The following is a 14,429-nucleotide window of genomic DNA, read 5'->3' on the forward strand; positions in this document are numbered from 1 at the left end:
CTTTAGCCTCTGTCCAGCTCTGTACGCATATCAATAATTTGCCCAATGCGGTCATTAATTTGCGCAGAAACGGTGAAATCGTTGCCCACCAGTTTTAGCGCGTAGACCAATTGTCGTTGGGCGGCATCTAAATTGCCGACCAAAATGAAATATTCGGCTCGGGATTGATGTAACCCAATAATGTTGCCGCTTAGCCCCTGCACTTCAGCCAGTAAATACCATAGGCCGGGGTCATTGGCTTTTATTCGTGACTGGTCGATCAATACCTCCTCGGCTAAGTGCGATTGCTGGCTTTGCTGAAGGGCGTGGGCATAGGACATGGTTAAAGGATGATTCCCGGGGGATAGCTGCAAACGAGTTTGCAGCTTTTCGGCGGCCAGCTCTGGCTTGCCACTGGCGAGAGCGATTTCGGCATCGGCAATAATGTATTCAATACGTTGCTCGCTGTCTGACCAAATACCATCAAGGGCAAGGGCCGCTTCCGCAGAGCGACCGGCTTTGGTAAGCGCAAGCACCAGCCCATAAATGGCGGCTTCTCGAGACCTGGGGTTGCCCTCTAACTCGCCTTTAAATTGCGCAACCGCTTCTTCGGGGGTATCGGCCAGTGAGACAGCAACACGGGCTCGCATAAGTTGATAGTCGAGGCTCACAGGACGAATCCGTTTTGGATACTGTCGAGCGCGGTTGCGCGTGTCCGCTATTCGTTTTTCCGATAGTGGGTGTGTTCGCATGAATTCGGGCATGCGGTTCGCACTGCTGTAACGCGTCGAGGCCAGCATTCGCTCAAACATTGCCGGTGCTGCATAGGGGTCCATTCCTGCGTCATACAATATGCGTAACCCCACCCTGTCGGCCTCGGCCTCATTGGCGCGGCTGTAGCGGAGCTGTTCGTCTTGCAGGGCAGCCTGCGTGGCAGTCATGGCGGCAAGACCCGCGTCAGTACCAGCAGTCGCCGCCAATAAAATGCCAGCAAGTAATCCCGCAATGTTTATAGATGACTGGCTTTGCGCGAGTTCAACACTGCGGGAAAAGTGCCGTTGGCTCAGGTGCGCAATTTCATGGGACATAACCGTAGCGAATTCATCTTCGGTCTGTGCATAGTTGAATAAACCTGTGTGTACGCCGATGACGCCACCAGGAACCGCAAAGGCATTGATCGTTGGGTTATCAACGATAACAAATTCAAGCCTGCGGTCTTGAAGGTCGCTGTAGGTCACCAAATCAAAAACTAGCGACTCCAGATAGCTATAGAGGAGCGGATCGTTGAGTGTTGGAGCCTGTCGTCGGAAGGACTTCAACCACCACTGCCCTAAATTATATTCATAATCAGCGGAAAATAAGCTCGTACTCGACTCCCCAAGATTGGGAATCTTTAGCCCTTCTGTAGATTGCGCCGTCACCCCTGACAATGCCAGTACGCTTGCGAGGCCCCATGCCGCGACGCGTGAGGAATAGCGTTTGAAGCGACAAGCGAGGTATTGTGTGAAAAATCCCATGAACGTATTTTATCCCAAGTCCTACTTGTTTGGTCGTATTGTCCAGTAAGAGTTCACAGGAAAATGCCCAATAGAGGCTATAATAGCGACCATCCGTAAGAGCAGGAAATTTCCATGTCTGACAAACTCATAGACGCTAGAGGCCAGAAGTGCCCCATGCCATTGTTAATGGCAAAGCGCGGCCTGAGAGACATGGCTCCAGGGGCGGTTCTTGAGCTACTTGCGACAGACCCGGGTTCCACGAAAGACTTTCAATCGCTGCATCGATTGGCGGGTCATGGCGTCGAGTCCCAAACGTTGGCAGACGGTAGCTTTCGTCATTGCATCACCAAGGCAGCATTATGATAAGTGTTTTCAGAAAGTGGTATGACAGATACCTCAGTGAGGAAGAGTCAGTTCTGTTGGTTGTCATCCTATTGGGAAGCCTCATTTTATTGGCAACCGTAGGATCCATTTTCACCCCTATTTTTGTTGCGGTGGTCGTTGCCTTCTTGATGCAAGGTGTCGCCAATCAGCTTTATACCTGGGGTTTATCAACTCGAATTGGTGTTTGGATTGCCACACTCATGTTTACCAGTGCTTTCTTTGCCTTTGTGTTGGGTCTGTTGCCGCTAGTTTGGCGACAGCTCGTCAGCCTTGCGCGAGAAGCCCCTGCCATGGTCGACCGCGGGCGGGCCACCCTATCGGTGTTGCCTGAGAAATATCCTGCGATCATTACCCAGGAGCAAATTAATCTGGCAATGAACAGTGTGCAGGGTGATTTGGCCCAGCTGGGTCAGCTTTTGGTGACAAAGGGGTTGAGCAGTATTCCTGGCTTGCTCGCGGTGATGGTCTACATGGTGCTAATACCACTGATGGTCTTTTTCTTCCTAAAGGATCGCGAGCAGATTTTAGCTTGGTTCACCTCGTTTTTACCCGCAAAGCGGCCGATGCTGAGTCGGATTTGGTCTGAAATGAACCTTCAATTTGCTAATTATGTTCGCGGCAAGGTCATAGAGATTATTTTGGTGGGGGGCGTGAGCTATGCCGCATTTGCGTTTTTAGGACTCAATTACGCGGCACTGTTGGCCCTGCTGGTAGGTCTTTCTGTCATCATTCCTTATATTGGTGCAACGCTAGTGACCATTCCAGTTGTGGCGGTGGCCTTCTTTCAATGGGGTATAGGCCCGAGCTTTTATTGGGTTTTGGGGGCTTACGGTGTCATACAATTACTCGACGGCAACGTGCTGGTGCCGTTGCTATTTAGCGAGGCAGTGAATCTTCATCCCGTAGCAATTATTGTCGCAGTCCTGTTTTTCGGTGGAATCTGGGGTGTTTGGGGGGTGTTTTTTGCGATCCCTCTGGCCACTTTGGTGAGCGCTATTGTGAGTGCCTGGCCTACAGCGGTAAATGAACTAGCGACCTAATTTACAACCTTACCTATGTGTCTGTGCGCGGCGTCCAGGAGGGACCCATGAAAAACCTTTCAACGATCAATATTCGGCTACCTGTAATGGGGCTATTGCTGGGCTCTCTTTTGCTCGGTTGTTCCCAGCGCGAGGAATCTACTGACACCACAGCAGATTCTTCGATGGATTCACCTACTGTCAGTGTCATTGTGAGCCCAAACGATAGTCGGGAATATCGCTCACTGTCTTTGGCGAACGGTATCGAGGTCTTGTTGGTTTCAGATCCACAGGTAGAAAAATCGGCTGCAGCTTTGAGTGTGGGCGTGGGCCTTATGTTCGATCCCATGGACTATCAGGGTATGGCGCACTACCTCGAGCACATGTTGTTTATGGGGACTGAGGCCTTTCCTGAGGTTGATGCTTATATGAATTTCATGAGCGAAAACGGGGGTTCTCGCAACGCCTACACTTGGCTCGATATCACAAACTACATGTTCGAAATCAAAAACAGTGCCTACGAAGGTGCATTAGATCGCTTCTCGCATTTCTTCAAAACCCCACTGTTGGACCCCGAGTACATAGAAAAAGAAAAAAATGCCGTCAACGCAGAGTGGTCCATGCGCCGAGAAATGGACTACTTCGGTATGTTCAAACTTGGCAGAAGTTTTCTGGGAGATCATCCAGCCAATCGCTTCTTAATCGGTAACTTAGAAAGTTTGGCGGATAAGCCGGGTTCATCGCTACATAGTGCAACGGTCGAGTTTTTCGATAAGTACTATTCCGGCAATCTTATGAAAGTGGCGATGGTGAGCGACCGTGATCTAGATCAGATGGAAGCTCTGGCTCGGCAGTATTTTGCGGACGTGCCTAATAAAGGAGTTGCCGAGCCGGTGGTGACTGAACAAATCGATATGGCCAAAGCTGCAGGCAAGCTGGTGCATTACGTTCCGCTTGAGGATCAGCGGATGTTGCAGATGGATTTTCTTATCGATGCGAATGACGATCAGTTTCGTGTGAAGCCCAATAAGTATCTGGCTTACATTTTGGGATCTGAGATGCCCAATACTCCGGCGGCTCGATTAAAGGAGCTGGGGTGGGCGAGTTCCCTTGGCGTCATGGCATCCCCCAATGGCTTGGGTAACTATGGCACCTTTAGTATTCAGGTTGATCTTACCGAAGCTGGCATGGCGCAGCGTTCAACCATTGTGGATATGGTGCTGGGCTATATTGAATTATTGCGTGCAGAGGGTGTAGACGACAGATTCGCGAGCGAGTTTGCAACGTCATTAACGAATCGATTCAGGTTCTTGGAGAAAACTAATGACTTTGCCTATGTGTCGCAATTGGCTGAGGTTATGCAAAATTACCCGACGCTTCATGCTATCGATGCACCCTATCGCTTCGAGGGCTTTGACGTTGATGCGGTGTCCAGTGTTCTAGAGCAGCTGACTCCCCAGCGTCTGAACGTTTGGTTCGTCTCGAAGGATGAGCCCGCGACTGAAGAAATGCATTTTTATGCAGGTAAGTTCAGTGTGGAACCCCTAGAGGTGTCCACTTCCACCGAACAGATGGCATTGGCATCGGCAAACGGTTTAGCCATGCCTGCGCTAAATACCTTGCTACCCGAATCCTTTGCGGTAGATCACGCTGCTGGTCAGCCGGTAAAGGTGGTTGATACCGAGAGCGCAGAATTTTGGCTTCAAGGCAGTGCTGCGTTCCCAGAGCAGCCCAAAGGGTTTACGCAGTTACAGCTCAACACCAATGAGCAAGCCAAGAGCCCTGATGCAAGCGTGCTGTCGGCACTCTGGGTCGATCTTTATCGGCAGCAGCAAACTACGCTGCTCACCGAGGCGTCAATTGCAGGAATGAACGCCTCGGTCTCCCCAGGTTTCGGTATTCAAATGACTTTTTCAGGATTTACCGATAAGCAGCCTGAATTGATTAAGCGATCTCTCGAGGCGTTGCGCATAGAGCCCTCTGAGGAGGAGTTTACGCAGGCAGTCGATCGCTTCACCCGGGGGCTCGAAAACTCGCGATTTGGTTTTCCCGTGCGGCAGCTGTTTCCGGCCATACGCCGATTGACGCAAACGGGAACATTTAATCAGAAAGACTTGCTGCAGGCGGCGAACGCCGCAACCTTGGCGTCACTCAGTGGGCATATTGAACAGCAGCTCAGCAGTGCTTACGTGCGGGGCTACCGCTTTGGCAATTACAGCGAAAAAGACGTTCAGTCCCTTGCTGATCTCATTGCGCGGGTGCTCCCCAACCGGTCCGGTGATAGTTACACACGCGCCGATACTTATGCGCCACAGCCGGGCAGTACGCTTGTTTACCAAGAGAGCCTTCCGGTAGAAGATTTGGGTATGGCGTATTTGTTTGCGGCGCCTACAGCGAGTATTGAAAACGTCGCTAAAGGCGAATTGCTGGCCGCACACCTATCCAACCGGGCGTTCAATCAACTGAGAACTGAGGAGCAGTTGGGATACGCCGCAGGAGGTTTTGCTACTCAGCTTGGTGACCACCCCATGGTAGGTTTTTACATACAAACACCGGTTAAGGCGCCCATCGCAATGTTGGAACGTTTTGATCGTTATCGAACGGAGTTTGCTTCAGATTTGGAAGCTTTAGATCAGGCCGAGTTTGAAAGTATTAAAGCGGGCGTTCTGACAGATCTGACGCAACCGCCCAAGAATCTCGGGGAAGAGGCGGGTCCGTTTTTGATGGACTGGAACCGTGAACGATATGACTTTGATACCCGGACTCAGTTAATTGCAGCTGTTGAGCAAGTAACCCTTGATGCCGTACGCGATTACTACGCGCAGACCGTTATGGCAGAGGCAGCCTCACGGGTTTTGGTTCAGCTAAAGGGCACCGGTTTTGCCGATGAGCCTTTCGCTGAAATTGCCGGCGCTCAAATTGTCGAAGATGTTTCGATGTTTCATCAGAGTATGCCAATACAGCCTCGTTAATGCTTTCCGCACCGCCCCATGTCATGGGGCGGTCACAACTTCCGTCGCCGTTATCGCAAAAACCGGGTATTTCGACGCATATATTATAGTTCTAAAATAGAATCCTATAGAAAAAATAGCGATTTCGTGTAATTTGTTGCTCAGATTTCCTCGGATTGATAGTTCCTTATTGGTATTTAGTGATCTAGCCATCCATTTTTTATTGGGCTGTAGTCTCGTATCTGGCTGCAACTAACCCAATTCAGGACTTTACGGATCGGAGAAAGACAGTGAGTGAGCAACCCATCCTAGATGTGCAGGAAAGACAAGAATGGCTCGATGCCCTCGACTCGGTTGTGCGCGAGGGCGGTGTTGCCGCTGGTGAGGCATTGATCAATGCGTTGTCTCAGCATGCTGAGAATACTGGGGTGCCCCTACCTCGAGCCATCACCACGCCATTTCGCAATACCATCGCTCCCGCTGACGAGCGGCCTATGCCTGGCGATTTGTTTATGGAGCGGCGCATACGCTCGTTGATTCGCTGGAACGCCATGGCCATGGTCATGCGTGCCAACGATAACGACGAGGGGCTGGGGGGGCACATTTCAAGCTTTTCCTCGAGCGCAACGCTTTACGACGTGGGCATGAACTACTTTTTCCGGGGTACTGAAAACGGCCATCCCGGCGACCTTGTTTTCTACCAGGGACACAGCGCGCCGGGCATGTATGCACGATCCTTCCTCGAGGGCCATATTTCAGAAACGCAGTTGCAAAATTTTCGTCGGGAAGTCGACGGGCAGGGGCTGAGTTCGTATCCCCATCCATGGTTAATGCCTGATTACTGGCAATTTCCTACGGTGTCGATGGGCTTGGGTCCAATTCAAGCCATCTATCAGGCTCACGTGATGAAGTACCAACAAAACCGTGGGCTGGTAGATCATCGTGACAGAAAAATCTGGTGCTTTATGGGGGATGGCGAATGCGATGAGCCTGAATCACTGGGTGCCATTGCTCTCGCCGGCCGAGAAAAGTTGGGCAACCTCCACTTTGTCATTAACTGCAACCTGCAGCGCCTCGATGGTCCGGTACGAGGTAACGGTAAGATTATTCAAGAGCTTGAGGGTGTTTTTCGCGGCGCTGGATGGAATGTCATCAAGGTTATCTGGGGCAGGAAGTGGGACCCACTACTAGACCGCGATAGCTCAGGTTTATTGCAGCGACGCATGGACGAGGTATGCGACGGTGAGCTGCAAAACTTTAAGTACAACGGCGGTGCCTACACCCGCGAGCACTTCTTCGGTGAGTACCCTGAGACCCTCGAGCTGGTAAAAGACTTGAGCGATGACGAGATCATGCGCCTCAACCGGGGTGGTCACGACCCCTACAAGGTCTACGCGGCCTATGCAGCGGCTTGCGAAGAGACTACGCGCCCAACTGTCATATTGGCGATGACTGTGAAGGGGTACGGTACTAGTGAGGCTGGGGAAGCTAGCAACGAAACGCATTCATTAAAGAAATTGGATCTCAATAGCTTAAAAGCCTTCAGAGATCGTTTTGGCATTCCGATTAGTGACCGAGAACTTAAGGACGTGCCTTTTTACCGTCCACCGTCGGACAGCCCAGAAATGCGCTACATGAAAGAGCGTCGGGGCGAGCTGGGCGGCCACATTCCTGCTAGGCGTGCGCAGTCGCAATCGTTACCCGCACCGGCCAAAAGTGCATTTGCCAGCCAGCTCAAGTCGAGTGGCAAACGCGAAATATCAACCACCATGGCTTTCGTACGTATTTTGTCATCGCTGCTCAAGGACAAGGTTCTTGGTGAGCGTGTTGTTCCCATAGTTCCCGATGAAGCACGTACTTTTGGCATGGAGGGCATGTTTCGGCAGATGGGTATTTATTCATCGGTAGGTCAACAGTACACCCCTCACGATGCCGGCGGGATTTTGTATTACAAGGAGGATGTCACCGGGCAAATTTTGGAGGAGGGTATTAATGAGGCGGGTGCTTTTTCTGCTTGGTTGGCTGCGGCAACGTCCTACAGTGTCTCAGACTATCCTATGGTGCCCTTCTTTATTTTCTACTCCATGTTTGGCTTTCAGCGTATCGGTGATTTGGCATGGGCGGCGGGGGATAGTCAGGCTAGGGGTTTCTTAATCGGCGGGACCTCCGGACGTACCACACTCAATGGTGAGGGCTTGCAGCACCAAGACGGGCATAGCCATCTCATGGCGGCGACGGTTCCTAACTGCGTCAGCTACGATCCCACTTACGGCTATGAGTTGGCGGTGATCATTCAGGACGGTATGCGTCGTATGTACGAGGTCGGTGAGAATGTTTTCTATTACATCACAACGATGAACGAAAACTACCACCACCCCGATATGCCCGAAGGTGTTGAGGAGGGCATTGTTAAAGGTGCCTATGCGCTAAAAACATCCACCATGACAAATGGGCCTCGGGTTCAGTTAATGGGTGCGGGTACGATTTTGCGAGAGGTCGAAGCCGCGGCGGCGATGCTAGAAAAAGACTACGGTGTCGCAGCAGACGTTTGGAGTCTCACAAGCATTAATGAGCTTGCTAGAGATGGTGCCGATGCAGTGCGGTGGAACCGCCTACACCCAATGGAAGAACCCCAGAAACCCTACATCACGAGTCTGCTTGCCAATCGCGAGGGCCCTACGGTTATCGCTACTGACTACATAAAGGCTTATTCCGAGCAATTGAGGGAATTTATTCCTGGCCCTTGTACTGTGTTGGGCACTGATGGATTTGGTCGCAGTGACACGCGCAAAAACTTGCGTCAGCACTTTGAGGTTAGCAGTGACTTTATTGTGATTGCAGCGCTTAAAGCCTTGGTCGATGAGGGGGTCCTGCAGCCTCCAGTTGTTGCCCAGGCGATTGAAGCGTTAGGTGTTGATGTTGAGAAAGTTAATCCGCGTAACGCCTAAGAGCAGAGGAGTCCATTATGTCTGTTACCGTAATCGTTCCCGATATTGGGGGTGCCGAGGGTGCCGAGGTTGTCGAGATTTTTGTTGCTGTTGGCGACATGATTGAAGTTGACCAAAGTCTCATTGTTGTTGAATCTGACAAAGCGTCTATGGAGATACCGGCGACGGTTGCCGGCAAAGTTTTAGAGTTAAGGGTTGCCCTAGGAGATGCGCTTTCTGAGGGCGACGCGGTCTTAGTGGTGGAAGCCGAAGCTGCTGAAGCAAACCCCCAAGGCGACGCTAATTCCGCGGGTGAGCCAGCCACGGCAGCGGCTGACGTTTCTGCGGCGTCTGAACCTTCTGAAAAACCAGCAGAAAAATCGGCAGATACACCCGAAGCTCCGGTGGACGTTGCGGCTGAATCGGCTGGCGCACCTGCGAGTCAGACCAAACCATCGCCTGCATTGGCAAGCGAAGTTCAGGCGTCTTCACAGCGTGAGACCAGAACTGAGGCAGATGTCTATGCTGGCCCGGCGGTGCGCAAATTAGCGCGAGAGTTCGGAATTGATTTATTAAAGGTCACGGGATCTGGTCGACGCGGACGAGTGCTAAAAGAAGATTTGCAGGCATTTACCCGAAAAAATCTTCAAAAGTCAGCTGAAGAATTTACCGGCACTGGTGTGCCAGTCGTGCCTGATATCGATTTCAGTCAGTTTGGTGAGGTCACGGTTGAAGATAGGTCGCGCCTTGATCAGATGACAGCAACCAACATGTCCCGGTCATGGCTTAACGTGCCGCATGTCACGCAGTTTGAAGGGGCAGACATCACCGACCTTGAGTCATTCCGCAAATCAATGAAGAAAGAGGCCGAGCAACTTGGCAATAAACTCACGCCCATGCCTTTTGTACTCAAGGCTTGTGCAGTGGCGCTTGCGGCGCATCCCAAAATGAAGTCTTCCCTCGCTTTGGCGGGCAAGCAGCTGGTTTACAAGCAGTACTGCCACATTGGAATGGCCGTCGATACGCCCGCGGGGTTGGTGGTTCCGGTTATCCGAGATGTCGACAAGAAAGGCATTTGGCAGCTCGCCGAGGAAATTCGCGATATGGCAACCAGGGCGCGGGAGAAAAAACTCACACCAGCCCAAATGCAAGGTGGTGTTTTTACCATAAGCAGCCTTGGCAGCATTGGCGGAGAGGGGTTTACCCCCATTGTAAATACGCCTGAAGTGGCAATTTTGGGATTGTCTCGTGCTGAGATTAAACCGGTATGGGATGGTGAATCGTTTTTACCAAGGCAAATTTTGCCGCTGTCGCTGTCCTACGATCATCGCGTTGTAAACGGGGGAGATGCGGGACGTTTCCTGACCGACTTGGCTGCGTTATTGTCAGACGTACGACGGATCATTCTATAGGCGGTGGCAGACTTCCCTACTATGTGACATGTTAGACTCTGCGATCTACCCAACTGTCTTGTCGACGCCTGCTAGGCTTTCGGAGCATCCATGATTATCAAACCCCGAGTCCGCGGATTTTTGTGCATTACAACGCACCCCGAAGGTTGTCGCGAAAACGTTAACCGCCAGATACGTCATGTGCAATCTCAGGGGGCAATAGAAGGGGGACCTAAACGGGTTTTGGTATTAGGTGCCTCAACCGGATACGGTCTTGCTTCTCGAATAACGGCGGCCTTTGGTGCTGGTGCATCTACTTTGGGCGTGTTTTTTGAAAAGCCCGGTACCGAGCGCAAGCCGGGCACCGCCGGTTGGTATAACGCAGCAGCCTTTCACAGCGCGGCAGACGAAGCCGGTCTTTATGCCAAAAGCATCAACGGCGATGCTTTCTCTGATGACGTGAAGGCTCGCGTTATTGACTTAATAAAAGAAGACTTGGGGGCGATTGATCTAGTGGTCTACAGCCTCGCAGCACCTCGTCGCACCCACCCCAAAACCGGCGTTGTTCACACATCGACGCTGAAGCCTATTGGTTCTGATACCGTGCAAAAAGGCGTCAATACCGATAAAGAAGAGATTCAGGAATACCACCTAGAAGCGGCTAATCAAGACGAAATTGATAACACTGTTGCCGTGATGGGCGGTGAAGATTGGCAGATGTGGATCGAAGCACTTGATGAAGCGGGTGTTCTCGCCGAGGGTGCAAAAACTACGGCCTATACCTATATCGGTGAAAAAATAACCTGGGATATTTATTGGCACGGCACCATTGGTGCGGCCAAAAAAGACCTCGATAAGCGCGTGGTTGATATTCGCGAGCGGCTTGCGGCCCATGGCGGTGACGCTCGGGTATCGGTTCTTAAGGCGGTGGTGACACAGGCTTCGGCGGCTATTCCTGCTATGCCCATTTATCTAGCGATATTGTTCAAGGTGATGAAGGCCCGGGGAGAACACGAGGGTTGTATTGAGCAGGTGAATCGACTCTTTAGAGATTCTCTTTACGGCACCGCGACAGGCCCTGATGTCGATGGACGATTGCGAGCTGACAACCTTGAGCTGAATCCAGAGGTGCAGGCTGAGGTAGCTGAAATTTGGGAGCAAATAAATACCGACAACCTCAAAACGTTGTCTGACTTTGATGGCTATCGTCAGGAGTTTCTGCAGTTGTTTGGTTTCGAAGTTGACGGTGTAGATTACGATGCCGATGTCAATCCTGAGGTCCCGATAACGCAAGTGGTGGAATGAGTGTTGACCCCCGGTGTCGTTCATACCTTATCCGACCGCGTTCGACGGTTGGTAGCGCCGAATCCAGGGCCAATGACGGGCCCGGGAACCAATACGTATCTCATCGGTAGCGGCAACAATGTGGCTATCTTAGATCCGGGTCCGGCCATTGATTCGCACATAGAGGCTATCGTTGATGCTTGCGCTGGCAAGGCGTCCCAAGTGGTGTGCACTCACACGCATCCTGATCACTCACCAGCGGCAGCGATTTTGGCCCAACGGCTGAACGTTCCAATGATTGGTGCAGTGACTGCCGACGACCGCCACCAAGATTTAACGTTTCAGCCCGACATTGACCTTAGTGATGCCGATTTGATCGAAGGTGATGGCTGGACGTTATGCGCGATTGCTACGCCGGGGCATGTCGACAACCATTACTGTTACCTGCTTCAGGAAGAGGGCTTGGTATTTGCAGGTGACCACATTATGAATGGCTCGACCGTTGTCATTGTGCCCCCCGGGGGCAGTATGCAGGCTTACATTGCGTCGCTGCGAAAATTACTGGACTACGATGTCACAGCGGTAGCTCCTGGGCACGGAGAAATTATTCCAGATTGTCGGGGTGAAGTGGAAAAGTTAGTACGGCATCGGTTAATGCGGGAACACAAGGTGATGTCGGGGTTACGCAAAGTTGGTCCTGCAAATCTTGATACTCTGGTAGTGGTGGTTTACGACGATGTCGATCCGGCACTGCACGAGTGGGCAAAGCTGTCGATGCTGGCTCACCTCATTAAACTACAAAGTGAGGGAAGTGCTGCTGTGCAGCGGGACATCTGGCAAGCTGTAGGTAGCTGATAATCTGTAAATAGCGACAGTTTTTTGGTGGCGCTAAAAGATGGCTGCAAAAGTAGTATTTGCTGACCGCTTTTGGGTAGCATTGGGGCCAGCAAATTTAAATCTGTGGCGTTAGGTGGTATTTCCCCTCAAGGGTTTTCAATCGGCAACGCTCTGGCAATTTTTCTGAGAGCGGCTTTGGCCCGGTCTCGCACTCATTTTTGATAACAGTAAAGCAACCAATAAAAAGGAAAAAGTTATGCAAGGTCTGATGATGGACGTCCCACTTACAATCACTTCCATTATTCAGCACGCTGAAAGTGTCAACGGACATAAGGAAATTGTGTCTGTGACCCGGGACAACCCAAGACATCGTTACACCTACAAGGATGCGTTCTCTCGCAGTCGCCAGTTGGCTAACGTTATTGCAGGCTGGGGGCTATCGCAGGGCGATCGCATTGCCACGCTTGCATGGAACGATTATCGGCACTTGGAGGCGTATTATGCAGCTGCCTGCTCGGGGTATGTCTGCCATACGATTAACCCACGACTGTTCCCCGAGCAAATCGTTTACATTATCAATCACGCCGACGATCAGTTTGTGTTTGTCGACCCCGACTTTTGGCCGCTGATTGAGCAAGTGGCCGGTGAGTGCAGCAATGTTAAGGGTTGGGTAGTTATGGCGACTCCAGAAAACATGCCCGAAACTCAGCTCGCTAACGTGTATTGCTATGAAACACTGCTCGAGGGGCAATCTGATCAGTTTTTATGGCCAGAGCTGGATGAAAACGCCGCCTGCGCGCTTTGCTACACCTCTGGCACAACGGGAAACCCCAAAGGTGTTCTCTACAGTCATCGTTCGACAGTCTTACACACCTATGCGACCTTAATGCCAGACGCTCTAGGTATGTCGGGGGGCGACGTGGTGATGCCAATCGTGCCGATGTTCCACGTCAATGCTTGGGGCAATCCCTACGCCTGCCCCGTTGCGGGCTGCAAGATGGTGATGCCCGGTAACAAAATGGGTGATGGCGCCACGCTGGCAGCGCTGATTCATGAGGAGGGGGTCACGATGTCGGCGGGTGTGCCGACGGTTTGGCTTAACTTACTCAACCACCTGCGTAGCGAAGGTTTGCGCGTTGATACCCTGAAGCAAATTGTGGTCGGTGGCTCCGCATGTCCACTTTCAATCATGGAAGAGTTTGATACCTATGGCGTGGATACACGTCACGCGTGGGGTATGACCGAGATGAGCCCCTTGGGTACCGCCAACGCCGCAGGAGCCCACCGCGACCTTCATACAGATGAGGAATTCACGCGGCTACGAATGACTGTGGGTACACCGATTTGGGGTGTTGAAGTCAAAATCACTGACGATGACAATAAAACGCTGCCTCGAGATGGCGTGGCGTTTGGTGCACTTAAGGTACGAGGCCCCTGGATCTGTTCCAGCTATTATAAGCTGGAGGGGTCAGAGGCTCATGCGGAACCCGGTTGGTTTGAAACGGGAGATGTTGCCACTATTAGCCCAGAGGGCTACGTTGCTATTACTGACCGGACCAAAGACGTCATCAAGTCAGGTGGTGAGTGGATTTCGTCGATTGAGGTGGAGAATTGCGCGACGGGACACCCTCAGGTCGCCGAGGCTGCCGTCATTGGTCGAATGCATCCTAAGTGGGGCGAGCGACCGTTGCTGATTGTGGTGCGTAACGCCGAGGGCGCTGATCTCCAGCCCGACGCATTGAAGAGCTTTCTCGATGGTAAGATTGCTAAATGGTGGATACCCGATGATGTTCAGTTCATCGAGGATATGCCCCACACGGCGACGGGTAAAATTCAAAAAACGACTCTTCGAGATATTTTTGCCGACTATCAATTCCCCGACGCATAGAGCCTCCCTCGTCTATTAAGTGACCTGTCTGCGGCTGTGCTGGCATATCCATACCAAATGTACCTCGCGGATAGGTTCTGAGTTGCCTGCGAGCTTTTGGCGCCCCAAGTGTGATGCCGGTCAAGGTGGCGAGTCACCGCGCCGGCCGGGATCTTGCATAGTGGTATTATTTGGGGAAAGGGATATATAGGCGACGCCTAAACGTTACTATTAGTGGTTGCAGTAAACTGTGCAGCGCCTGCGTTAACGGCAGGTGCTCACTAAATCGGG

Annotated in this window: 9 protein-coding genes; 8 read left to right on the top strand and 1 reads right to left on the bottom strand. The window is 51.8% G+C overall.

Going from position 1 to position 14,429, the window contains the following annotated elements; genetic code table 11:
• Positions 1–2: 2 nt before the first annotated feature.
• Complete coding sequence (locus tag ACMAZB_RS03700) at positions 3–1,496, bottom strand: M48 family metalloprotease (RefSeq protein ID WP_435219451.1); 1,494 nt, start codon at positions 1,494–1,496, stop codon at positions 3–5.
• Positions 1,497–1,610: 114 nt separating this feature from the next.
• Between ACMAZB_RS03700 and ACMAZB_RS03705 the strand changes: the two genes are divergently transcribed.
• From ACMAZB_RS03705 to ACMAZB_RS03740, 8 genes are all read left to right on the top strand, one after another.
• Positions 1,611–1,841 (top strand): sulfurtransferase TusA family protein, encoded by a 231-nt coding sequence (locus ACMAZB_RS03705; protein WP_435214559.1) that lies wholly within the window; start codon positions 1,611–1,613, stop codon positions 1,839–1,841.
• Entirely contained in the window at positions 1,838–2,902 is a 1,065-nt protein-coding gene (locus tag ACMAZB_RS03710; protein WP_435219452.1) for an AI-2E family transporter, read from the top strand. The genes ACMAZB_RS03705 and ACMAZB_RS03710 overlap by 4 nt, the downstream gene beginning before the upstream one ends.
• 47 nt (positions 2,903–2,949) lie before the next feature.
• Positions 2,950–5,853, top strand: a complete 2,904-nt coding sequence (locus ACMAZB_RS03715) for an insulinase family protein (protein WP_435219453.1) — start codon at positions 2,950–2,952, stop codon at positions 5,851–5,853.
• 269 nt (positions 5,854–6,122) lie between these two features.
• Complete coding sequence (gene aceE / locus ACMAZB_RS03720; RefSeq protein ID WP_435219454.1) at positions 6,123–8,780, top strand: pyruvate dehydrogenase (acetyl-transferring), homodimeric type; 2,658 nt, start codon at positions 6,123–6,125, stop codon at positions 8,778–8,780.
• 17 nt (positions 8,781–8,797) lie between these two features.
• Positions 8,798–10,171, top strand: a complete 1,374-nt coding sequence (locus ACMAZB_RS03725; protein ID WP_435219455.1) for a 2-oxo acid dehydrogenase subunit E2 — start codon at positions 8,798–8,800, stop codon at positions 10,169–10,171.
• Between the two features lie 90 nt (positions 10,172–10,261).
• Entirely contained in the window at positions 10,262–11,455 is a 1,194-nt protein-coding gene (gene fabV, locus ACMAZB_RS03730) for an enoyl-ACP reductase FabV (protein WP_435214569.1), read from the top strand.
• Positions 11,456–12,289 (top strand): MBL fold metallo-hydrolase, encoded by an 834-nt coding sequence (locus tag ACMAZB_RS03735; protein ID WP_435219456.1) that lies wholly within the window; start codon positions 11,456–11,458, stop codon positions 12,287–12,289.
• A gap of 238 nt (positions 12,290–12,527) precedes the next feature.
• The gene (locus ACMAZB_RS03740; protein WP_435219457.1) at positions 12,528–14,159 is read left to right on the top strand and encodes a long-chain-fatty-acid--CoA ligase; all 1,632 of its coding nucleotides are present in this window, start codon (positions 12,528–12,530) and stop codon (positions 14,157–14,159) included.
• Positions 14,160–14,429: the final 270 nt, after the last annotated feature.

This window comes from Luminiphilus sp. nBUS_07 (genome assembly GCF_051201685.1).
Lineage (GTDB): Bacteria > Pseudomonadota > Gammaproteobacteria > Pseudomonadales > Halieaceae > Luminiphilus.